Source organism: uncultured Victivallis sp. (genome assembly GCA_944389935.1).
Lineage (GTDB): Bacteria > Verrucomicrobiota > Lentisphaeria > Victivallales > Victivallaceae > Victivallis.
On the sequence record CALXOE010000013.1, the window covers coordinates 1 to 22,402 of the forward strand.

The following is a 22,402-nucleotide window of genomic DNA, read 5'->3' on the forward strand; positions in this document are numbered from 1 at the left end:
GTCGAATTAACATCGCTCTCTACGGTGGCGCTCTGGTTTGCAGATCTGACTAATCTCCTTTCCGGGGTCATCCTCTTTTCGGAGGCGCCTCAAATAAATATTCAGTCTGCAACCTGTCCGCTTCCATACGTGTAAGTTAATCGCCATAAGTTACACGCCGCAAGCAGAAACCGCAAACGTCAGCTATTTATCATACCATCTCCTTTCGCTTTGGAGTTGTGTCACTGTCACTTTTTAAGCAAACGGCGTGCCAGAATCGTTTTCCCGCTCAAAAAAGAGTTCACTCCGCTCAGAACCCGAAAAAATTGATGCACACAAAAGCAACAATCATGTACACATTATGCACACACGATTCAGGTCATGGGATACGTTTCCGACTTCCTGAGGATAAAATATCACAACGCGACGGAAACGAAAGGGGAAAGAGGTTAGAACTCCGTCAGGAGTCGGTGAGCAAACGGTAATCAGGAAGTATCCGCTGCTTTGCACACATTTGTTTCTGAGCGATTCCAGACGCCCGTTGGCCTGAAGATGAAAATCTTTCAGACAATCCTCGAGAGCGGCTTTACGGTTGACGCACAATCTTTTGCGCTTAAACGAGATAAAAAAAGGCGGCGTTCCCCGGATTGCAGGGGAACGCCGCCGTGCGGAAAAATCAGGAATTACATCCAGTGTTTCAGCAGCTCCTCGCGCGAAAGCGTCGTGAAATAGGCCGCCGGAATGTCGAGGATCGTGAACGCGCCGGAACGCTTCTCTTTCGCAAGACGCGCCGCCGCGCGCGCATGAGCGACAAGCACGTTCGCCGTCGCCTCCGGGTTGCTCCCCCAGATGCAACGGTATTCGACGCGCGCAACATTGCCGTTGCCGGTTTCACCGACCGCGATCGCAAGCCCGTCGTGCGGGAAGCCCTTGTACTTCTCGTCAAGCTCCTGCTGGCTCACGAAATTCACCGTGGTCTTGTACGGAGCGAAGTAGCCGGGCATCTCGAGAATCGTCTTCGTGACGGCCTCCTTGTCCGCGCCATCCTCCAGCACGACGAAGCATTCGCGCGTGTGCATGTCGCCCGGCTCGAAAGCCGGATTCTCGCCGCGCCGGACGCGCTCGATCGCCTCGGGAATCGCATGCGTGAACTGGCGCGCATCTTTCACGCCCGGAATCGTCCGCAGCGCGTCGGAGTGCCCCATGCTGAGCCCGCCCTTTTCGCCGAGTCCATAAAATCCGTAGGCGCGCGCGCCGGGCACGAACGCCCCGCCGAGCACGCGCTCAAGCGAAAAGATGCCCGGATCCCACCCGGTCGAAATGACCGAAACATGGCCCGCCGCTTTCGCCGCCGCGTCGACCGCGGCGAAATACTCCGGAATCCGGCTGTGGTTGTCGAAGCTGTCGACAGTGTTCACATACTTCGCGAACTCCGGCCCCTGCACCGGCAGATCGTTCTTCGAGCCGCCGCAGAGAATCGCCACGTCGGGGCGGAACGCTTTCTGCCACCCCTCCACATCCGTGATCGCCATGACCGGGACGTCCGGCAGCTCTTTCTTCACGCGCTCCGGCGAGCGGCTGACGACGCCGACGAGCTCCATATCGGGATTGCGGCCGAGCGCGAGCTTCACGCCGCGGCCGACATTGCCGTATCCGACAATCATCACACGAATCTTTTCCATAAATCCAATCCTCCTGAAATTCGGTTCCGGTGAAAAATCCATTTACAATACAGCAGCAACCCCTTTTTTTCAACAGAAACCTCCTTTTTTTTCTGGAAAACCGATTTGAAAAAAACGGGAAAAGGTTGCGTTTTCATATTGCCGGTGTATAGTATTTTCAGAATCATTTGAAAAAGCGGAGCAGATCCGCATCAACTTAATTTGAATACAAAAACATGAATAAGAAGAGTGAAACGCCGGTTGTCATTCCGCCATTCCCGGAGTCGTTTCCGGTAGAGGCCCCCGAATATTTCAACTTCGGCTACGATGTCATCGACCGCTGGGCGGAGAAAGACCGCAACAAACTCGCGATGATCTGGCGCAACCAGAAAGGCGACGAAAAACGGTTCACGTTCCACGACCTCTCCCGCCTCTCGAACCAGGCGGCGAATCTGCTGTTGAAACACGGAATCACGCGCGGCGACCGCGTCATGATCATGCTTCCACGGCTGCCGGAGTGGTGGATCTTCTCTCTGGCGCTCATCAAACTCGGTGCGATCCAGTGCCCCTCGCCGACGCTTCTGACGCCGCACGACCTCGAGTTCCGGGTCAAATTCGGCAAATTCAAAATGGTCATCACCGATACCGAAAACGCCTACAAATTCGACGAGATCTACGATGAATGCCCCGCGCTCGCTTCGCGGCTGCTCGTCGACGGCGAACGGCCGAACTGGATCAGCTACCGCGCCGAAATCGCCGGCCCGAACGCGAAACTCTCTCAACGCGAAGTCAAAAGCCCGATCAAGATCCGCACGAAATCCGACATGCCGATGCTGCTCATCTTCACGAGCGGCACGAGCAAATATCCGAAAATGGTGCTCCACAACCACGCCTATGCGCTCGGACACCGCGTCACGGCCGAGCTCTGGCATGGACTCACTGCGAACGATCTGCACATGACCGTCTCCGACACCGGCTGGGGAAAGAATCTCTGGGGGAATTATTTCGGGCAGTGGATCACCGGCTGCTGCATTTTCATCTACGACATCCGGGGGAAATTCCACGCGGACGAACTCCTCCCGCTCATCGAGAAGTATGAAATCACGAGTTTCTGCGCGCCTCCGACGGTCTACCGCATGCTGACGCTCTCGGATCTGTCGCGGTTTGACTTCTCGGAACTCAAGCACTGCACGACCGCGGGCGAACCCATGCAGACCGAAACCATCCGGCTCTGGAAAGAGAGCACCGGACTCACGATCCGCGAAGCCTACGGCCAGACCGAAACCGTCTGCATGATCGGCACGTTTCTCGGCATGAAAGTCAAACCCGGTTCGATGGGCGTGCCCGCCCCCGGCTGGGATATCGAACTGCATGACGACGACGGCAACCCCGTCAAAAAAGGCGAGGACGGACGCATTGCGCTCTGCCTCGAACCGCATCGTCCGGTCGGACTGCTCATGGAGTATCTCGACAATCCGGAGGAGAACGCCTCCTCTTTCATCGGCGACTACTACTACACCGGTGACCGCGCCTACTGCGACGAAGACGGCTACTTCTGGTTTATCGGCCGCAGCGACGACATCATCAAGAGTTCCGGCTACCGGATCAGCCCCTCGGAGGTGGAAGACGTGCTTGCGAAACATCCGACGGTTCTCGAAGTCGCCGTCGTCGGGGCGCCGGATCCGCTGCGCGGCGCGAAAGTCAAGGCGTATATCGTGCTCCGGCCTGACTTTGAGGCGACCGAGAGCCTCGTGCGCGAACTCCAGCAGTTCGTGAAACGCGAAACCGCGCCTTACAAATACCCGCGCGAGATCGAATTCGTCACGAACATGCCGAAGACATTCTCCGGAAAAATCAAACGCGACGTGCTCCGCCGCCACGCCCAGACCGGGCAGAACTGGGGGGAGTAACCGCGCTGCTCCGCGAAACGGGAGAGGAGGTCTCATGACCGGTAAAAGAAGCCACCGCTCCGGTGAACGAGGCGCGGCGATTTTTGAATCGATCGCCGCGCTGCTGATCCTGTGTCTGCTCTTCTTCGGCATGTTGCAGATCTTTTACTGGTGCATCCAGAAGCAGTTCTGCGAATATGCCGCATTCTACACCGCGAAATCCGCGGCGCTCGGCTATCGCCCGAACTTCTGTCTGCGCGCGGCCCGGGTGGCGGCGATCAGCATCTCGGGCAAACGGCGCGGCAGCAGCAACCTCTCCGAGAAAGACGCCGCCGCAAGTTACATGACCTCGGGCGACGCCAGCGGCGTTTATTACGAGTACTGGTATCCGCAGAAGAAGAACGATCCGGAGCTCTACCTCACCGCGGGGACCGGAACCATCGCCAGCGGCACGATCCGGCTGCTGAATTCGCCGCTGCTCGGGCCGGGATTCGCGGCACTGCTCGGAATCTCGAACAATCCGGAGCCCTCCAGCAGCGTCCAGACCTACAACTATTCGCTGCTGTACATGGAGTAACGGACGATGAGGCCGGGAGAAAAACACGGCAGTCGCAGCGGCGGGGAGTCGGGGCAGGTTCTGCTCACAGGGATCATCATGATGCTGATCCTGCTGCTCGGCATACTGCTGATCTTCGACGTGCACAACGTGATCCGCGCCAAATACAAGGTCGAAACCGCCCATCAGGCCGCCGCCCTCGCCGGCGCCGAGTGGCAGAAAGAGTCGCTGAACCTCATCGGGGAGATCAACCTCATCAAGGCGTGCGAAACCATGCTCGAGGCAGACGAAAACTGGCCGGCATTCGCCCCGGATCCCGAACTCGACAAGGACGAGCAGCGGCAGCAGGAGCTCGCGTCCCGGATCGCAATTCTGACGGAAATGCAGACCCGCATCTCGTTTCTCGGGCCGCTGGTCGGCTTTGCGGCGGCGCAGCAGGCGGCCAAGCAGAACGGACTCAATCCGGGAGGAGTGAGTCTCGACCAGTACAATCCCCGGAACAAGCCGCTGCAGGATTATGTCGATCTGCTCGATGAAAACCGGCGCTATCTCGACGTCGAAACGGTCAACAACTTCAAGTGGCGCGATCCCTACCGCAACATGGTGCAGAGCATCGTCGATCAGATGGTGGCGGTGTTCCCGAACGCGCGCGTCGCGGGCAATCCGATCGTGGAACCGGCGGGGCTCGCGAAAGAGGATCTCTATGCGGAAATTCTCCTGCATCGTGCTGAAATCCAGGCGGGCGACCCGCCGACGCAGAGCAGCTGGCTCGGCGAAATCTACCCTTTCGTCAAAGACAGAACCGACGCGGATTACGAGGGAAAATGGTGGAACATCGATTACGCCATGTCGGATTTTCCGAATGAAAGCGAAATTTTCACGCTCGGAGTGCAGTACAGCACCGGGCAGTACGATTACACCGTCAGCAATCTGATCCAGAATCTGCTCCCGAATCAGACCGTCTATCGCCCCGACGAATTGCCGTCCCTGCGCTTCTGCCTCTTCGACAACTTCTGGTATCCGGATTACTACCGGAAGAACTACAGCAGTTACGACGACGACCACTACAGCTGGTGGTATGAGGCGGGCGTGCTGCGCAAGCCGGTCAAACAGCAATATATCTACGAGGGACCGGCGGCCTATGCGGAGGGATCGGTGGTGCTCGACATGGTTTCCCGGTACGACTACGACTCTTCCGGCGGCAACGGAGTTCGGCAGATGGCGTTCGACCAACGATTCGTCCATCTCGACCGGAAAAGCGATGACGACGGAAACAACCTTTTCCGCCGCCGGATCGGTACGCGGCGGATTTCGACCGCCTCCGGGGAGAACACCACCGACTACCGCCCCGGCGCCATCGCGAAAGTACTGGGAGAGCTCGAGGGGGCACAGCCGCCGATCGCCGTGCCGGTGATTCTGCCGGTATTCGACAATACGACGCTCCTGCCGACCTACATGCCGCTGCCCTACGGCTTCGGGGTGCTGCGGACTGCGAATTCGGTGCTGGACCGTTTTCTGAACTGGCTCTCCCGGCAGGGATCGCTCTTCGACTACACCGACTCGCCGCCGCTCGGCAGCGAGACCTACCTGCGGGCATTGCAATATCTGACCGACGGTCCGGGGTTCCGGTATTACGGCTGGAATCCGTCATGGGACGCGGATTCGTTCGACCGGTCTTACCGGAGTCGGGCGGATCAGCTCTTCGACAACCGGAGCTTCGTCTATTCGCAGAGCAACGCCGACGGGGCGGGCTGGCTGCAGGAGCCGCAGATTTTCACGGTGTTCACCTCGGCGGAACGGGGGGTCAGGGAGGTGACCGATTATCTGAACGGCGGAATCGCGAACCGCTTTTTCCGCTCGCCCGACAGCCGGGAGTATATCGTGGTCGACTCCACCGGACATATCGTCACGAACGATGAACAGGATCCGACTGTTCTGTACAGCACGGGAGGATATCCCGGCGGCCCGGGAGGACCCGGATTCGAGGGCGTTCAAAACAAACCGGACACCCAGCCCGGACCACCGAGGATCTGAACGATGAAAAAGCAACGGCTGCAGCGCAGAATGGAATCCGGACAGGCGATGCTCGAACTGACCGCCATGCTGGTCGGGCTCATCGCCATGATGCTCGGCGTGATTTTCGTGGCCGGGCTCGCCCTGGCGGACAACCGCACCCTGCTCTCGGCGAAAGTCGGAGCGGAGCGCGGAGCCCGTTCCGGCGTCGAACCGCGCTCTGCCGTGACGGAACTCTCCGGCTGGTACTACACCAGAACCGACCTGGGAGAAGATTCGGATCTCATCACGCCGTTCTCCGCACATGATTACACGATCCGTTCCCGGCCGGGCTCATCCGTCGATGAGGTGCAGTCCGCGACCTGGAGTTCGACCTGGAGTTCGGAAAATGCGGTTTACTCCTATCGATGGATGAGCCCGCGCTCGTTCGATTCGAGCCTGAACTCGGATTTCACGGGAACGCAGACGAATGCCTATGACGCGGCCGTTCTGGTCCAGGGAACCGGAAGCTCCGCCATAGATCCGGTCAGCAACTTCGATTCGGGTTACCAGGAGAATGTCTCGGGCGCGATGCGGAACGCATTTCACGAGTGGTTTGGGATCCGTATCAACGACACGCTGCTCTACACCAGCCCGGCGAACCAGGTTTACATGCCCGCGGCCGGCGGCAGCTCCGGAGGGAACGGCCCGTGAAATGGATCATCGCCCCGGACTCCTATAAAAACTGTCTCCGGTCGCCGCAGGTCGCGGCCTGCCTCGCCGCGGGAATCCGGGAAATTTCACCGGGAGACACCATCATCGAACTTCCGCTGGCCGATGGCGGTGAGGGCACGGTCGAAGCCGCCGCCCGCGCCGCAGCGGGGCGGCTTGAAGAACAGACCGTCAGCGGCCCGCTCGGGCAGCCGGTGACAGCCCGCCATGCGCTGCTGCCTTCCGGCTGTGCCGTCGTCGAACTCGCGGAAGCGGCCGGACTCGAACGGCTGTCCGAATCCGAACGCAATCCGCTGCGAACCACGACTGCCGGTGTCGGTGAAGAGCTCCGGGCTCTGCTCGACGCGGGAGTGCGCGACTTCGTCATCGGCATCGGGGGAAGTGCGACCGTCGATGGAGGGATCGGGCTGTTTCAGGCGCTCGGAGGTGTCTGCCGCGACGCGACGGGGAAAATCATCCCGGCCGGGGCGGGAGGCGGCGCTCTCGGGCATGTGTTCTCCATCGACATTTCCGGGCTGCATCCCGCGCTGGCGACGGCGAAGATCCGCATCGCCTCGGATGTGACCAATCCGCTGACCGGGCCGCGCGGAGCCGCGCGCGTATTCGCCCCGCAGAAAGGGGCGGATTCCGCTGAAGTCGAGCAGCTCGAACGCGGACTCGAACACTGGGCGGAACTCTGGAACGACCCGGGGGAAACGCCCGGAGACGGGGCGGCCGGCGGAGTCGGTTTTCTGCTGCGGCACCTCGGCGGGCGCATGGAGTCGGGGGCGGGGCTGCTGCTTGATCTCGCACAATTCGACCGCCATCTTGCCGGTGCCGACTGGGTCGTGACCGGTGAGGGGCGCACCGATTTCCAGAGTCTCGACGGAAAACTCTGTGCCGTCGTCGCCGCGCGGGCGGCGGAACGGAACGTCCGCACGATCCTCTGTTCCGGTTCGATCGAACCGGATTTTCGAGCCGTATGTTTCGCGGGCTGCTTCTCCATCGCCTCCGGGCCGGGGACACTCGCACAGGCATTGGAACAAACGCCGGAAAATCTGCGCCGTATGGGGCGCTCTCTCGCCGGTATTCTGAAAGGTCATTTATGAGCATCGCCGTTATTTCCACCGGAACTGAACTCCTGAAAGGGACGACTCTCAACACCAATCTCGCTTTTCTCGGCCGGGAACTCAACTCGATCGGGCTGGCAATCCGTCTCGCGCTGACGGCCGGAGACCACGAACGGGATCTGTACGCCGCCTATTCCGAAGCGCTCGACTGTGCCGACACACTGATCGTGAGCGGCGGACTCGGGCCTACCCGGGACGACATCACGCTCGATGCGACGGCCCGTTTCTTCGGGCTGGAACTTGCGCCGCACCCGGAACTGGTCGAAAAGGTCACGAACTTCTGGGGGCTCCGCCACCGGGGGCGCGTGCCGAAACCGGTGCTGCGGCAGGCGCGCGCCCCGGAGGGGGCGACTCTGCTGCCGAATCCGAACGGCTCCGCCACCGGCTACCGGATCGACACGATTTACGGAGGACGTGCGCGCCGCATCTATCTGCTGCCGGGGCCGCCGCGAGAATTCGAGCCGATGGTCCGTGCCGCGCTGCTGGAGGACCTCGCCGCCGGACCGGAATGCCGGGAACATGAGTTCACGGTCGGTTTCCTGGCGGCGGGGGAGCCGGAGTTTCAGCTTCAGGTGCGCCTCGAAAGTGCGCTCTCGTCTTTCCCGGTCGAACTCGCATACTGTGCGACTCCGGCGGGGACACGGGTCTTCGTTTCGGGGTCGGATCCGGATCGTGTGCACGAAGCGGCAGAACTCGCGCGAGCGTTCGCCGGACCGACGCCCCTCCCCTGCGGCGAACTCGCGCTGCCCGGTTCGATCCTCGCCGAACTGGAACGGCGGAAATGGCATCTGGTGACGGCAGAATCCTGCACAGGCGGCATGATCTCCGCGGAACTGACCGCGATTCCCGGCTCGTCGAAGAGTTATCGCGGCGGCGCGGTGGTGTACAGCAATGAGCTCAAGCACCAGTTGCTCGGGGTTCCGCAGGAGATCTTCAGCTCGTTCGGAGCAGTCAGCGCCGAATGCGCCACCGCGATGGTCGACGGCGCTGCGGAAAAATTCGGTGCGGAGTGCGCCGTCGCCGTCACCGGAATCGCCGGTCCCGCGAGCGACGACACGAAAAAACCGGTCGGACTCGTCTACATCGGCGTCAGGGCCGGGGAAAAACGGATCGTACAGGAGTTCCACTTCACCGGTGACCGCCACTCCGTGCGGGAACGCAGCTGCGGGAGCGCGCTGCTGCTGCTCTACCGTCTACTCCACGAGGATGAGGTCGATTCCGCAGCCGCTGCGGGCCGGTAACAGTTTCGCACGGCGCGGCGCGCCGCCCACATCCGGAAGGTCTCCGCAGCGGGCCGCCAGACGGATCAGCACCTGAAGCGGCAGGGGATCTTCCCGGAAACGGTCGATTTCGATCTCGACCGCGAGCGCCGGATTGGCCAGGTGCGCCGCAGTCAGGCTCCGGACAACCCGCCACTGCCGCGCGAGCGTCGTACCGAAATACGCCGAACTCCCCCCCGAATAGCGATGAACCAGCCGGGTGAAATCCGCCAGAAACAGGAGTTCCGTCATCAGTGCCGCGCCGAGCAGAATCGCCGCCGTTTTCCGGTAGTCGCCGCGCAACACCGTAAATCCGCGCCACGCCAGCAGCAGCCAGGCGAACGCCACGACCGAATTGTAATGCGCCTGCGGCTCCACCCGGAGAATCAGCAGACCCGCCGCGAAGAGGACGATCGTGATCCCGCCGCAGACACAGAGCCGGTCGAACGTGTTCAGCTCATGCCGGCGCCATCTCCGGATCACCGCAATCACGCCGAGAATCAGGAAGAAAACGATCACCGGGATCGAAAACATGACCAGCAGTCCCGGAATTCCGAGCCCGATTTCCGGCGTGAAGCGGTCGGTAAATCCGAATGCGGTCAGATTCTGCCAGCACCGGGCGACGCCCCCCAGCGCGGAAAACAACGGGACCCGGGCCGCCCCCGCGCCGAACGCTCCTCCCCGCACGCCCTGATACAGCAAGGGTGCGAGCAGCACCAGAACTCCCGCGCCGACGGCACAGAATTTCCGGTACTCCCGTCGGAACAGCTCCGGCCGGAAGACCCCTCCCCCCGCCGCGAATCCGAGCGGAACCACCACCGAAACCGGCTGCAGGTAAAACATCAGCACGAACAACGCTCCTGCGCCCGCGACGGGCCACATCCGCCCGTCGCGCAGAAAGTGCGCCGCGCAGACCGCGAACCAGAGCGACAACGGCAGCAGCCAGATGTTGTCCCACGGCATGCGCAGATAAAACCAGATGAAAGGCGAACAGAGCCAGAGCGCCGCCCCCGGTCCCGCCGGAAGATGCAGACAGTGCGCGAGCCGCAGAATCGCACCCCAGCAGAGCCCGAGCAGAACAACCCCCTTGATCGCGACAATCACCACGGGATTCGAGGTCACCAGCAGCAGAATCTGGTTCAGCCAGACGATCGGAATCCCGCGGGGAATGCCGGACGGATCGGCGAGCCCCTCCAGCGCGGGGCGGCCGGCCTCGTTCGCATCGAGCGCCAGAGCCATCAACTCCGCCTCGTCCCGCAACCAGACCGTATCTCCCGGAAACAACAGCGCCAGCAGTGTCGCGGCGGCGGCGAACAGGAGAAAATAATCGAACTTTTTCCAATCGAACCTCATACTTTTTATAAAATAGCGGGAGTATTCCGGATTTGCAACTGGAAAAAACAGTTTCGGGCAGTAAATTACCCGTATGAACTATTATGTGTTTCTTGTCATTCTCTTCGCGGCGGCCGGCGTGGCGGCGGCGGGTGCGGGGCGTCTCCGGTTCTCCTTTCCGGAGAAGCTCGAGACGCGTCTGCTCTGGCTCATGACGCTTCTGTTCTTTCTCGTCTACGCCGCCCTCGGCTGCTACAAGCTCGAGGCGATGCAGATGGGGAACTGGGACTTCGGCATCTACGACTCGATGCTGCGCAATGCGGCGAACGGCCGCGGGCTCATGCAGGATTACCGGGGGGCATTTGACCATTTTTCCCCGATCTCCCTGCTCTTCGCTCCGCTCTATCGGCTCTATGACACGCAGATGTGGCTCGTGCTGATTCAGGCGGCGGCACTCGCTTTCGCCGCGCCGCTGCTCCATGCGACGGCAAAGCTCCGATTCCGGAAAGGGGGTTTCCCGCTTCTGCTCACGGCGATGTATCTCTTCAACCCCTACTATTCGCGGATGGTGCTCTTCGACTTCCATGCGGAGTCGCTTTTCCCGCTCTTCTTCTTCGGGGCGTTCTACTTTCTGGGCCGGAAACGCATGCTGCCGTTTTTCCTGCTTCTCGCGCTCTCGCCGCTCGTGAAAGAGGACTTCGTGATCCCCGTCGGAGCAACCGGGTTGTGGCTGCTCACGCAGCGCGGCAGACGCCTCTGGGGAGCGGGGGCGATCGCCGCGGCACTTTTCTGGACATTTTTCGTACTGAAGATCTATTATCCTTACATACTGAACGTCAACTACTTCCATTACGGACGCTATGAGCTTTTCGCTCCGACGTTCTCTCAGACGCTCCACAACGCCGGTGCGATGACCGGGCGGCTTCTCTACGAGAGCGTACCGGGGGTCGTACTGAGCGTCCTGGTCCCATTCGCCCTGCTGCCGCTCGGGAACTGGAAGATGTTCGTGCTGCTGTGGCTGCCGGTGATCGGCATTCAGCTTGTCTCGGCGCAACCGCACCAGCAGCTGCTGATGAGTCATTACAGTTCCGCGCTGCTGGCGGTCACGCCGGTCGTCGCGCTGTACGGAATGCGCAGCCTCCGCGCCATGAGCCGGAAACGCAGGCAGCTGCGTCGGCTCAAACAGCCGGCACTCGCGGCAGCCGTGGTTCTGATGCTCGGATGCCACGTTGTCTGCTGCGATCTGCCGCTCTCCCGTTACGTCCAGTACACCGTGGACAAACTGCCGCCTTACCAGGGGGGCGTTCTCTCGCTGCCGCTCAGACCGATCTACTGGGAGGAGATGCTGAACCGGCTGCTGCATGCGGACGGAGCGCGGGCACTCTTTGAACAGCTTCCGCTCACGCCGGAGAGCACGGTGGTCTGCCAGAACGAGCCCGGGGTCTGGTTTCTGCCGAAAGCACGGGTTTTCGACTTTCCGGTGATCGGCTTCGGAACTCCGCCGGTGTTCCGCGCCGACTTTTTCGTGCTGGACCGGAACAACTACAGCGGCCGGAAAGAGACATTCTACGAGCTCCCGCCGGTGCTGAACTCACTTCTTCCGGAGGAGGAGTACGGCGTCATCGACGATCCCGGCGGCGTGCTGATCTTCTACCGCCGTGCCACCGGGACTCAACCCGCCGCCCGGTGACCCGCCGCAAAAAAAGAGAGCCCGGCCCGACGCCGGACGCTCTCTTCTGCTGATATCCGATTACCCGGAGTGCGTATGACGATCATTTGCCGCAGTGGCAGTCGTCGTCACCGCAGCCGCAATCGTCGCCGCAGCCGCAACCGCAGCCGCACTCATCATCATCCTCTTCGGCGCAGACGAAATGTTCGCCGATCCGGTCGAGGACTCCTTCCGGCGTAAAGCCGAATTTTTCGGCCAGCACCTTGTACGGGGCGGAGGCGCCGAAGTGATCGAGCCCGATCGCGAGGCCGTCGCGTCCGATGAACCGCTCCCAGCCGAACGTCGTACCCGCTTCGATCGAGACACAGCACATGCACCAGGAGGGGAGCACCTCCTCCTGATAATCGATGTCCTGCTTCAGGAAGAGCTCCTGGCTCGGCATCGAAACCACGCGGACACCGACCCCTTTCGTGCGCAGGAGCTTCGCGGAGTCGAGCGCGAGGTTGACTTCGGAACCGGTCGCCACAAGGATGATGTCGAAATCCTCATCATCCTCGAGTACGAACGCGCCTTTCGAGACGTCGACTTTCTTCGCCATCTCCGCGTCGTAGGGACGGAGATCCTGGCGGGTCAGCAGCAGCGCGACCGGGCCGTCGGCCTCGAGTGCCGCCGCCCACGCCTGCGCGACCTCATGCGCCTCGGCCGGGCGGATGACGGTCAGGCCGGGGATCGTCCGCAGCATCGCGATCTGCTCGATCGGCTCATGCGTGGGCCCGTCCTCGCCGACGTAGAAGCTGTCGTGCGTAAAGACGTAGATCTCATGCAGTTTCATAAGCGCGGCCAACCGGATCGCCGGTTTCATGAAGTCGCTGAACACGAAGAAAGTGGAAGTGTACGGAATCGCCGTTCCGTAGAGCGCCATGCCGTTCCCGGCACACCCCATCGCAAACTCGCGAACGCCGAAATGGAGATTGCGCCCGGCCGGATTTTCGGCAGAAAAGTCGCCGCCGTCCTTGATGTTCGTCTTGGTCGAGGGCGCGAGGTCGGCCGCACCGCCGAAGAGCGCCGGAACGAGCTCCGCCGCTTTCTGAAGCACGACGCCCGACGAGGCGCGGGTCGCGACCGGCTTGTCGACCGGAGCAACCGCCATGAGCTGCTCTTTGATGTCCGCCGGGACGGAGCAATTCAAATACGCATCAATGAGCTTCGCGCGCCCGGGATCGGCCTCGAGAAACGCCTGGAATTTCTGATCCCACTCCGCGGCCTCGGCGACGAGTTCCTCGATCCGCCGGCCGAGAAACTCCGTCACCTCCGGCAGGACCGTGAATTCCCCCTCGGGCATACCGAGATTGCGCCGGAGGGCCTCGACCTCGTCGACGCCGAGCGGTTCGCCGTGAGCGCTGGATTTCCCCTGCTTGTTCGGCGCGCCGAAACCGATCTGCGTGTATCCGATGATGAGAGTCGGGCGACCGTCGGAATTCTGCGCCTCACCGAGAGCCGCATCGCAGAGCGCGAGGTCGTTCGCGTTCTCGAGCGTGATCACGCGCCAGTTGTATGCCGCGAACCGCGCCGCGACGTTCTCGGAGAACGCCAGATCGGTCTGCCCCTCGATCGTGATGCGGTTGGAATCGTAAAAGACGACGAGTTCATCGAGCTTGAGGTGGCCGGCGAGCGACGCGGCTTCGCTTGAAACGCCCTCCATCATGCAGCCGTCGCCCGCGATGACGTAGATCTTATTGTCGGCCAGGCCGGCGCGGTCGAGTCCGGTTTTCGCCGCGAAATAGCGTTTTGCGATCGCCATGCCGACCGCCGAGGCGAACCCGGTGCCGAGCGGCCCGGTCGTGATGTCGACTCCGGCGGTGTGACCGAATTCGGGGTGTCCCGGCGTGAGACTTCCCCACTGCCGGAAATTCTTCAACTCCTCCATCGAAAGCCCGTAACCGAAAAGGTGCAGCAGCGAATACTCCAGCATCGACCCGTGCCCGGCCGAGAGCACGAAACGGTCGCGTCCGATCCACGCCGGATTCTTCGGGTTGTGACGCATGTACTTATACCAGAGCGTCATCGCGAAATCCGCACAGCCGAGCGGCATACCGGGATGCCCCGACTTCGCTTTCTGGATCGCCTCCGCCGAAAGCATCCGGACGGTATTTGCGGCGAGAAGCGCCTTTTCAAGATCGTACATCTGCTGGAATTCCTTTCTTTTTCGTTTAGAGGAACTGGAAATTTTCCTGTTGTTGCGCTATTTTTTCTATATGACGATACGGTATTAAATTTAACACCTCTTCCGCCGGAAAACAAGTCAGACGGCGATACAAATTTATAAGATTATGACGGAACGGTTCATCACATCGACTCTGAACAGACGCGACCCGGCAAAAGAGGTCACGCTGCGCCCCCCGAAATTCGCGGACTTCCCCGGGCAGGAGAAAGTCAAAGATCAGCTTGAACTCTTCGTCGCGGCCGCGAAAGCGCGCGGTGAGGCGCTCGACCACATTCTGCTCTGCGGGCCGCCGGGACTCGGCAAAACCACGCTGGCCTACATCATCGCGAATGAACGCGGCACGAACCTCAAGAGTTCGAGCGGACCGGCGATCGAGAAACCCGGCGACCTCGCCGGACTCCTGACCGCGCTCGAACCCGGAGACATCCTTTTCATCGACGAGATCCACCGGCTGAACACCACGGTCGAGGAGTATCTTTACAGCGCGATGGAGGATTTCTTCATCGACATCATGCTTGAACAGGGGGCGGGGGCGCGATCGGTGCGGCTCTCGGTGCCTCACTTCACGCTGGTCGGTGCGACGACCCGGCAGGGGATGATCTCCTCGCCGCTGCGTTCGCGTTTCGGACTGAATATCCGGCTCGACTATTACGACACCGACAGTTTGACGAAAATTCTGAAGCGCTCCGCCGGAATCCTCGGAATCGAAATCGACGAGGAGGGCGCGCGCGAAATCGCCGGACGCTGCCGCGGCACTCCGCGCATTGCGAACAATCTGCTGCGCCGCGCCCGTGACTACGCGCAGATCCGGGCCGACTCGGTCATCACCGGCAAGGTCGCGGCGGACGCGCTCGGACTGTTGCAGATCGACAACGACGGATTGGACGAGATGGACATCCGGATTCTCGAGACGATCATCGGGAATTTCCGCGGCGGACCGGTCGGACTCAAGAACATCGCGGTCTCGGTCGGCGAGGAGGAGGATTCGATCGAGGAGGTGTATGAACCGTTCCTCATCCAGCGCGGATTCCTCGTGCGCACGCCGAAAGGGCGCGTCGCGACGCCGAAAGCGTGGGAAAAGCTCGGACTCTCCCCGCTGCGCGGCGGCGATCAGCAGACATTATTTTAACAGAAAACCGATACGAACAGGAACAGGAGGCAGCCGATGGCGGCAAGGTGGGCGGAAGCTCTTTTGAAACTGCAGACAATCGATCTGCGCATCCGGAAACTCGAAACACGTCTCGCTCTGCTCCCGAAAGAGATGGAGACTCTCAAGGGGAAGCGCGATGCCGCCGTTGCCGAAGTCGCGACGGCGGCGAACGCGGCGAAGAAAATCGAACTCAACCGCAAGAGCGTCGAATCCGAGATCGAAAAACTCAACGGCGAGAATAAAAAACTTCAGCAGCAGTCCTCCATGGTCAAGAAGAACACCGAGTATCAGGCCATGCTCGGGACGATCGCACTCAACAACAAGAAGATCGGGGAACTCGAAAGCCGTGAGCTCGAACTCATGGACGAATTCGAGGAGGCGAAGAAAGCGTACCGCAAACTCCGGCAGAACAACGAAGCCGCCGTCAATGCGATCCGCGCGGAATTCGACGAACTCGTCGCCTTTGCGGGAGATCTCAAGAAAGAGATCGCGCAACTGAAAGCGGAACGCCCGGCCGACGTCCGCGGCGTCGACGCCGAAACCCTCGCCCGCTACAACCGGCTGCTCAACGCGAAAGACGGAATTGCGCCGCTCGTGAAAGTCGAGAACGAGATCTGCGGAAGCTGCCACCTGCGCGTGACCCGTCAGGCGATGACCAACATGCAGAAAGGCGCCGTCACAAGCTGCGAAAACTGCATGCACTTCATCTATCTCGACGACGCGGAGTAGCGCCGGCGATGGAGAAGCTGCCCGGAAAACTCCCGAACGATTTCGCCGAGCTGGTCCACCGCGGCGTCGAATCCGACGTGCTCGACTACAAGGCCGCCCTCTGCTGGACGAAGATGACCCGCCAGGCGAAAGGGAAGATCGTGCGCCACTGCCTCGCTCTCGCGAATACGAAAGGCGGCTGCATCGTCATCGGCGTCGGGGAGGACTCCTCCGGGCATCCCTCGGTCTACACGGGACTCAACCGGGAGCAGATCCACTCGTTCGACCCGACCACGGTCGGGCAGTTTGTGAACCGTTACGTCGAGCCGCCGATCGAATTCACGATCGAGCGTCCCGTCGTCGACGGGAAGCGCTATGCGATCTTCGTGGTGCGCCCGTTCCGGAGTCTGCCGCACGTCTGCACGAGCGGAATCGAGGGAGAGCTTCAGACCGGGGTCTTTTACATCCGCACGCCGGACGCCTCGAGCCGTCCGGCCTATCGCGCGATCGAGATGCAGATGCTGATCCAGCGCGCGCTCCGCAATCAACGTGAGGAGCTCGGCCGCATGCTGCGCGGACTCCTCTACGAGAGCCGCCTCGCAACCGAACCGGATAACGCAAGCGAATTCAAAGCCGCGCTCGCAAACGCCACAGTCTTCTTCAAACGGCGGCAGAATCCGCCGCGGAACGTGCCGTCGCTGCTCGTGAATCTCATGGTGACTCCGCCGCGCTATCACTCGGAAGCATTCAGTTTAAGCGCGTTGCGCCGGGCGGTCGATGCGGCGCTGCCGTCGCTGCCGACGCCGGAGTTCCTCGATTCGGACGAGATCCGCAAAGCGTATGTCACGAACACCTCGCTGCGGGCACTCTCGCGGAAAGGGCGGAGAATGTGGCAGCTCTTCAAAAGCGGCATGTTCCACTACATCGCCTATCTGCCCGTGCCGGAGCATGAGCTCGACTTCACGCTGCTCGTGCGCAAGATCGCCGAAGCGTACCGCTTTCTCGGACGGCTCTACGCGGAACTCGGTTACGCCGAGGAACTGCTTTCGATCTCGTTCACACTCGAAAACACCGAGGAGGTCCGGCTGCTGCTGCCGCACAAACCGCGGGCGAAATTCATCTGCCGGATTCCGAAAATCGCGATCGAGATGTCCCGCAGCGCCGCCGATCTCGCGAGCGGGGAAGCCGCTCACGCGGCCCGCATGACGGCAGAAATCGCCGAACGGTTCAACATCTCCGATCACTATCTGCAGAACCTGCCCGAGATGATCGACGACTATCTGGAGCAGCGATAGCGACGATGATTATGCCGATCGATTTCAACCTTCCGCCGCGGGAGGATCCGGAATCTGTTCCGGATGAGGGAATTCCCGATTTCGACCCCGAGGAGTTCGCGGTTGAATATGAACCCGATCCGGAACCGGGAGAACTCGACGTCCGAGCCGAGTGCGAGGCGTTTTTCGCACCGGGCGGCCCGCTCAAAGCCGCCGCTGAACACGGCGGACGCCCCTATGAGTTCCGGCCGCAGCAGCTCGACATGGCCGGGGCGATCGCCGAGGCGTTGCGCAAGGGGGAGAATCTCTGCATTGAAGCGCCGACCGGGGTCGGCAAGAGTTTCGCCTATCTCGTGCCGCTGATCTACCGCTCGCGACTTTCGGGACTGCCGGCGATCGTGTCGACCGAGACGATCAATCTGCAGGAGCAGCTCATCGACAAAGACATTCCGCTGCTGAAGAAGCTGACGGGGATCGACTTCCGCGCCGCGCTCGCGAAAGGGCGTCACAACTATCTCTGCCGCAGGAGATTCGCACTTCTCTCGGGCGAACAGCGCGACGCGCTGCTGCCGGCGCCCGCACTCGCGCTCGATGTCGAGCGGCTCGGCCGCTGGATGGAACGGACCGCCGACGGCGAACGCGACTCCATCGACTTCCGGCTCGAGCCCGAGACCTGGGCGCTCGCCTGCTGTGACGGAATGAGCTGCCTCGGGCCGAAGTGCGAATTCTATCGGAACTGTTTTTACTATCGGGCACGGCAGGCATGGGAGACGGCCGACATCGTGGTTGCGAATCACGCACTCTTCTTCACGGATCTGGCAATGCGGCTCACGGCCGGATCGGCGGGATCACTGCTGCCGAATTACGGCGTCGTGCTGATCGACGAGGCGCATACGCTCGAGGACAACGCGGCCGATCATCTCGGGCTGCACCTTTCGCGCGTCGGAATCGTCTCGACGCTGAACCGGCTCTACAATCAGGAGAGCGCGCGCGGACTGCTCATGCGCAAGGGAACCGATCCGTCTTTGCGCGGCGCGGTCGCCGAAAGCCGCGACGAAGCATACGGATTCTTCACTCCCTACGAAAATCTCCTGCGCGACCATAACGAGAGCGCGCTCACGATTCACGAACCGGGCCGCTTTCCGAACCGGCTGAGTCCCAAACTCGAGGAGCTGCATCGTCTACTCGCGCTGTTTCTTGAAGATCAGGAGGATGCGAGTTTCCGAACGGAGGTGGAGGCGCAGCTGACCCGCTGCCGGGAATTCATCAACGGGATCGATCAGTTCACGCAGAAGCGGCTGCCCGACGCGGTCTACTACGCCGAGAGCGAGCGCGGCGGAACCACGCTGCACGCGACGCCGCTGAACATTGCGGAACTGCTTTCGGATCTCCTTTTCAATCAGGATTTTCCGGTCATTCTGTGCAGTGCGACGCTGACCGTGCGGAACTCATTCTCCTACTACACGGGGCGAACCGGTTTCTGCAACGGGCAAACGCTGCTGCTCGACTCGCCGTTCGGTTCGGATCAGGCGCGGGTCTACATTCCGCGCGCCATGCCGGACCCGAAAAACGAGGAGTATCAGAGCGCTCTGGAGGAGCAGATTCCGCGATTCGTCGAACTCACGCAGGGGAAAGCGTTTGTGCTCTTTACGAGTTACTCTTCGATGCGGCGGACGGCGGATGATCTGCGCGAATATTTCCGCTCGAAAGGGTGGCGGCTGCTGGTTCAGGGGGAGAGCATGACCCGCTCGGGGCTGCTGCGCGAATTCCGGGAGGACATCGACTCGGTGCTCTTCGGCACGGACAGCTTCTGGACGGGAGTCGACGTGCCGGGCGAGTCGCTCTCGAACGTGATTGTGACGAAGCTGCCGTTCGCGGTTCCGAGTCATCCGCTCATCGCCGCGCGTATGGAGAAACTCGAACGTGCAGGTTGCAACTCGTTTGCAAATTACACGCTGCCGGAGGCGGTTCTGAAATTCCGGCAGGGGGTCGGGCGGCTGATCCGCAGCCGCGAGGATCGCGGAATCGTCGTGGTTCTCGACCGCCGGGTCATCTCGAAGCATTACGGGAAACTCTTTCTCGACTCGATCCCCTACGACAGCGAAATCGTTTGAAATCAACTGAAACGGAGAATCGATTCATGACTGACACGAGAGAACGGATGAAAGACGGCAGACTTTACTTCTGCACCGACGAGGAGATCGCCAATGAGCAGCTCAAATGTCTCGATCTGCTCTACGACTACAACCAGACCCGGCCGACCGAACAGGCGAAGCGGCGCGAACTCCTGAAAGTTCTGCTCGCGGAAGTCGGCGAAAACTGCTACATCGAGCCGCCGCTCCACGCGAACTGGGGACGGAACACCCATCTGGGCAGCAACGTCTATGCGAATTTCAATCTGACGCTCGTGGACGATACGGACGTCTACATCGGCGACAGTGTGATGATCGGGCCGAACGTGACCATCGCGACGGCGGGCCATCCGATCGATCCGGAACTGCGGCGCAAGGTCGCACAGTTCAACATCCCCGTGCGGATCGGGAACAACGTCTGGATCGGTGCGGGCGCGGTCATTCTGCCGGGCATCACGATCGGCGACGACAGCGTAATCGGCGCGGGCAGCATCGTGACGAAAGACATTCCCGCCGGGGTCGTGGCGGTCGGCAACCCGTGCCGCGTACTGCGCCCGATCTGCGACCGTGACCGGGAATTCTACTACAAAGACCGGAAAGTCGATCTGCGCTGACGGGTATTTTCCTCCTCTCCCGACAAAACGCGGACAGACTGGCGCTCAATCAGGTAAGGAGAAACCGTTCGAATGCCGAAATGACCTCCATTGAAGAGCTCCTCCACTCCTTCGCAGAAAGTGCGGGCGATACCCGGCAGGTCATCGGCAATGGTGGTGAGCTGCGGTTGGGAATGAGATACGCAGGAGATGTTGCCTGATCCAATGATGCTGATGTCATCAGGCACTTCCAGACCGCATTCCCGGCAGGCACTCATAACGCCCAATGCTGAATAATCACTTGAGACGAAACAGGCGGAAAAATCCGCTCCATGCGTTTTGAAATACGCAACCATCCGGTCATGAGTCTTGGCCATGGAGGCTTCTCCGCTGCGGATCTCACAATCGATAACCACGGGAGCGAGTCCGTGCAGACGCAGATAAGAGAGAAATGTGTTGTTTCGCCTCCAAGAAAAAATATTATGTGGTTCCGAAAGAATCAATGCAATTTTGCGATGCCCATTGCGGACCAGACACTCCGCGGCCAACATGCCGGCAAATTCGGAATTGGAATCCAACACATTGATCCCATCAATCAAAATATCGTTTCCCCAAAAAATTACAGGTGTCGGCAAACTCAAAATTTGGACGATAAGCTGCTGAGTCAGTTTTATGACCGGCAAACGCAGCAAAAACACGTTACCGTGTATCTCTTTCAGAAGCTTTATAAAATGAGAGCCGAAATCGGGGCAGAAAAGAGCCCGGGAGAATATCCATCCGGAATACGCATTCACCTCCTCCGCGATGGCCGCATCCAAATCCTCAAGTCTTTCTGACGGCCAATCACAATGCACCGATACAATGATGCGCTTGTTGCACTTGCTTTCTCGAACAAAACTCCCTCTGGCGGGTTCAATTCTGATCCTCTGCTCTTCTTCAAGTCGGGCAAGAACCTTTTCCACGATACGACGCGACACCTGGTATCGGGACATCAACTCACGGATTGAGAAAAAACGCCGGGAGACTGCAAAATGATTCAGTTCCAACAGGAGTTTTTCATACAGAAAATTCACTTGTGAAGAAATATCACGAGACACGCCTGCTTATCCTCCTTTTCCGAAGCAGTTTTTTTACCATACAGTATCGCGCAGATTTTGTCAAGCAGAATACCGGAGGGAGTTTGAACATCAAAACCTCCCCTCTCATCTTTCCATATTCTGATTTATACAAAAAAACAGGAAACGAAGTGACACAGATTGACTAAACTGTGTAACAACAGTAAAATTATATTATAGAGTTCAATGATTGGTTGATCATGAACAAAATAATGCTTGGTGTCAAGAAGGGAGGAATTATGGGCAGATTGAAATTTACATTGATAGAGCTTCTTGTTGTAATTGCGATCATCGCGATCCTGGCGGCGATGCTGCTTCCGGCGCTGAACCGTGCCAGAGAAAATGCGCGAGCCACCCAGTGTATCAACAATAAAAAACAGGCGATGCTTGCACAAATTCAATACTCTAATGATTTTTCCAATTACTACATCGGCTATATGCAGAACAAGAACAACAATACAGCCGCTGCTCTGTGGATAGGCCTCCTTTCCTGTCAACCGGATTCCAACGGGGTTTACGTTCAAAACCCGGACAGCGGTTACGTCCCGCGTGCTACATTTCTGTGCCCTTCGGTGGTAAATAATCAAACGGAGAAATATGATTACTGGCGCAGCTTTTACGGCATTGATTTCAGTTTCTATCAGGGGAAAACAATGGATGAAGAACGTCGTAATCTATTCGGGAATTACCTCTATACGGCGCACAAACCTGTGGAATTTTATCTCTTCTCACTCCCGAAAATGAAACGGCCGGGAGATATCCTGATCTTTGCAGACACCTATTGGAAAAAGAACGGAACCGCATTTCCCCGATTTCTGTACAATGATGCCCTTGATACGGCTGCGGTGGTACAGGTCCACAATGGCCGAACCGCAAGCGCTTTCGCCGACGGGCACGCAGCGCTGCACACTGGCGCAGAACTTAAAGCCATGCCGTTCAATCTGCAATACTATTACGCGAGCCTTGCCGGCGACGTGGGCATGTAATCCAAATAACCTGAGAAACTGCTACCTTGCTTGAGGATCTTT

17 protein-coding genes are annotated in these 22,402 nt (G+C 59.9%); 13 read left to right on the top strand and 4 right to left on the bottom strand.

What is annotated here, in order from left to right; all coding sequences use genetic code 11:
- Positions 1–662 precede the first annotated feature (662 nt).
- On the bottom strand, positions 663–1,661 hold the full coding sequence (locus Q0J85_RS05770; RefSeq protein ID WP_294479082.1) for a diaminopimelate dehydrogenase: 999 nt from the start codon (positions 1,659–1,661) through the stop codon (positions 663–665).
- Positions 1,662–1,876: 215 nt separating this feature from the next.
- Between Q0J85_RS05770 and Q0J85_RS05775 the strand changes: the two genes are divergently transcribed.
- From Q0J85_RS05775 to Q0J85_RS05800, 6 genes are read left to right on the top strand one after another with little or no spacing between them, the layout of a single operon-like run.
- Positions 1,877–3,550 (top strand): AMP-binding protein, encoded by a 1,674-nt coding sequence (locus Q0J85_RS05775; RefSeq protein ID WP_294479084.1) that lies wholly within the window; start codon positions 1,877–1,879, stop codon positions 3,548–3,550.
- Between the two features lie 34 nt (positions 3,551–3,584).
- Complete coding sequence (locus Q0J85_RS05780) at positions 3,585–4,106, top strand: hypothetical protein (RefSeq protein WP_294479085.1); 522 nt, start codon at positions 3,585–3,587, stop codon at positions 4,104–4,106.
- A gap of 6 nt (positions 4,107–4,112) precedes the next feature.
- Positions 4,113–6,119, top strand: a complete 2,007-nt coding sequence (locus tag Q0J85_RS05785; protein ID WP_294479087.1) for a pilus assembly protein TadG-related protein — start codon at positions 4,113–4,115, stop codon at positions 6,117–6,119.
- A 3-nt stretch (positions 6,120–6,122) separates the two neighbouring features.
- A complete protein-coding gene (locus tag Q0J85_RS05790) occupies positions 6,123–6,791 on the top strand; it encodes a hypothetical protein (protein WP_294479088.1) in 669 nt (222 codons plus the stop codon).
- Positions 6,788–7,897 carry a glycerate kinase gene (locus Q0J85_RS05795; protein WP_294479089.1) on the top strand — a complete coding sequence of 370 codons (1,110 nt, stop codon included), beginning with the start codon at positions 6,788–6,790 and terminating at the stop codon, positions 7,895–7,897. Before Q0J85_RS05790 ends, Q0J85_RS05795 begins: the two co-directional genes overlap by 4 nt.
- Positions 7,894–9,159, top strand: coding sequence for a nicotinamide-nucleotide amidohydrolase family protein (locus tag Q0J85_RS05800; RefSeq protein WP_294479090.1), 1,266 nt, complete (start codon positions 7,894–7,896; stop codon positions 9,157–9,159). Before Q0J85_RS05795 ends, Q0J85_RS05800 begins: the two co-directional genes overlap by 4 nt.
- Here Q0J85_RS05800 and Q0J85_RS05805 read toward each other — a convergent pair.
- Positions 9,112–10,530 carry a hypothetical protein gene (locus Q0J85_RS05805; RefSeq protein ID WP_294479093.1) on the bottom strand — a complete coding sequence of 473 codons (1,419 nt, stop codon included), beginning with the start codon at positions 10,528–10,530 and terminating at the stop codon, positions 9,112–9,114. The two genes, Q0J85_RS05800 and Q0J85_RS05805, sit on opposite strands and share 48 nt — an antisense overlap.
- A 73-nt stretch (positions 10,531–10,603) precedes the next feature.
- On the opposite strand from Q0J85_RS05805, the gene Q0J85_RS05810 reads away from it, so the two are divergent.
- Positions 10,604–12,199 (top strand): DUF2079 domain-containing protein, encoded by a 1,596-nt coding sequence (locus Q0J85_RS05810; protein WP_294479095.1) that lies wholly within the window; start codon positions 10,604–10,606, stop codon positions 12,197–12,199.
- 82 nt (positions 12,200–12,281) lie between these two features.
- On the opposite strand, the gene tkt is transcribed toward Q0J85_RS05810, so the two are convergent.
- Positions 12,282–14,363, bottom strand: a complete 2,082-nt coding sequence (tkt, locus tag Q0J85_RS05815) for a transketolase (protein ID WP_294479097.1) — start codon at positions 14,361–14,363, stop codon at positions 12,282–12,284.
- 145 nt (positions 14,364–14,508) lie between these two features.
- On the opposite strand from tkt, the gene ruvB reads away from it, so the two are divergent.
- The 5 genes from ruvB to Q0J85_RS15450 are packed head-to-tail and all read left to right on the top strand — an operon-like array spanning position 14,509 to position 20,280.
- Positions 14,509–15,531, top strand: a complete 1,023-nt coding sequence (ruvB, locus tag Q0J85_RS05820) for a Holliday junction branch migration DNA helicase RuvB (protein ID WP_294479099.1) — start codon at positions 14,509–14,511, stop codon at positions 15,529–15,531.
- Positions 15,532–15,567: 36 nt separating this feature from the next.
- Positions 15,568–16,281: a hypothetical protein gene (locus Q0J85_RS05825; RefSeq protein ID WP_294479101.1), complete on the top strand. Its 714-nt coding sequence runs from the start codon at positions 15,568–15,570 to the stop codon at positions 16,279–16,281.
- A gap of 8 nt (positions 16,282–16,289) precedes the next feature.
- A complete protein-coding gene (locus Q0J85_RS05830) occupies positions 16,290–17,555 on the top strand; it encodes a helix-turn-helix domain-containing protein (RefSeq protein WP_294479103.1) in 1,266 nt (421 codons plus the stop codon).
- Positions 17,556–17,560: 5 nt separating this feature from the next.
- Positions 17,561–19,648: a helicase C-terminal domain-containing protein gene (locus Q0J85_RS05835; RefSeq protein WP_294479105.1), complete on the top strand. Its 2,088-nt coding sequence runs from the start codon at positions 17,561–17,563 to the stop codon at positions 19,646–19,648.
- 26 nt (positions 19,649–19,674) lie between these two features.
- Positions 19,675–20,280, top strand: a complete 606-nt coding sequence (locus Q0J85_RS15450) for a sugar O-acetyltransferase (RefSeq protein WP_367274610.1) — start codon at positions 19,675–19,677, stop codon at positions 20,278–20,280.
- On the opposite strand, the gene Q0J85_RS05850 is transcribed toward Q0J85_RS15450, so the two are convergent.
- Entirely contained in the window at positions 20,250–21,356 is a 1,107-nt protein-coding gene (locus Q0J85_RS05850; RefSeq protein WP_294479106.1) for a substrate-binding domain-containing protein, read from the bottom strand. The genes Q0J85_RS15450 and Q0J85_RS05850 overlap by 31 nt on opposite strands.
- A 257-nt stretch (positions 21,357–21,613) precedes the next feature.
- On the opposite strand from Q0J85_RS05850, the gene Q0J85_RS05855 reads away from it, so the two are divergent.
- Positions 21,614–22,360 carry a DUF1559 domain-containing protein gene (locus Q0J85_RS05855; protein ID WP_294479107.1) on the top strand — a complete coding sequence of 249 codons (747 nt, stop codon included), beginning with the start codon at positions 21,614–21,616 and terminating at the stop codon, positions 22,358–22,360.
- Positions 22,361–22,402: the final 42 nt, after the last annotated feature.

Coding starts and splice junctions, on each gene's coding strand:
- Q0J85_RS05770 (WP_294479082.1), bottom strand. CDS start 1,661: ATGGAAAAGATTCGTGTGATGATTGTCGGATACGGCAATGTCGGCCGC.
- Q0J85_RS05775 (WP_294479084.1), top strand. CDS start 1,877: ATGAATAAGAAGAGTGAAACGCCGGTTGTCATTCCGCCATTCCCGGAG.
- Q0J85_RS05780 (WP_294479085.1), top strand. CDS start 3,585: ATGACCGGTAAAAGAAGCCACCGCTCCGGTGAACGAGGCGCGGCGATT.
- Q0J85_RS05785 (WP_294479087.1), top strand. CDS start 4,113: ATGAGGCCGGGAGAAAAACACGGCAGTCGCAGCGGCGGGGAGTCGGGG.
- Q0J85_RS05790 (WP_294479088.1), top strand. CDS start 6,123: ATGAAAAAGCAACGGCTGCAGCGCAGAATGGAATCCGGACAGGCGATG.
- Q0J85_RS05800 (WP_294479090.1), top strand. CDS start 7,894: ATGAGCATCGCCGTTATTTCCACCGGAACTGAACTCCTGAAAGGGACG.
- Q0J85_RS05805 (WP_294479093.1), bottom strand. CDS start 10,530: ATGAGGTTCGATTGGAAAAAGTTCGATTATTTTCTCCTGTTCGCCGCC.
- Q0J85_RS05810 (WP_294479095.1), top strand. CDS start 10,604: ATGAACTATTATGTGTTTCTTGTCATTCTCTTCGCGGCGGCCGGCGTG.
- tkt (WP_294479097.1), bottom strand. CDS start 14,363: ATGTACGATCTTGAAAAGGCGCTTCTCGCCGCAAATACCGTCCGGATG.
- ruvB (WP_294479099.1), top strand. CDS start 14,509: ATGACGGAACGGTTCATCACATCGACTCTGAACAGACGCGACCCGGCA.
- Q0J85_RS05825 (WP_294479101.1), top strand. CDS start 15,568: ATGGCGGCAAGGTGGGCGGAAGCTCTTTTGAAACTGCAGACAATCGAT.
- Q0J85_RS05830 (WP_294479103.1), top strand. CDS start 16,290: ATGGAGAAGCTGCCCGGAAAACTCCCGAACGATTTCGCCGAGCTGGTC.
- Q0J85_RS05835 (WP_294479105.1), top strand. CDS start 17,561: ATGATTATGCCGATCGATTTCAACCTTCCGCCGCGGGAGGATCCGGAA.
- Q0J85_RS15450 (WP_367274610.1), top strand. CDS start 19,675: ATGACTGACACGAGAGAACGGATGAAAGACGGCAGACTTTACTTCTGC.
- Q0J85_RS05855 (WP_294479107.1), top strand. CDS start 21,614: ATGGGCAGATTGAAATTTACATTGATAGAGCTTCTTGTTGTAATTGCG.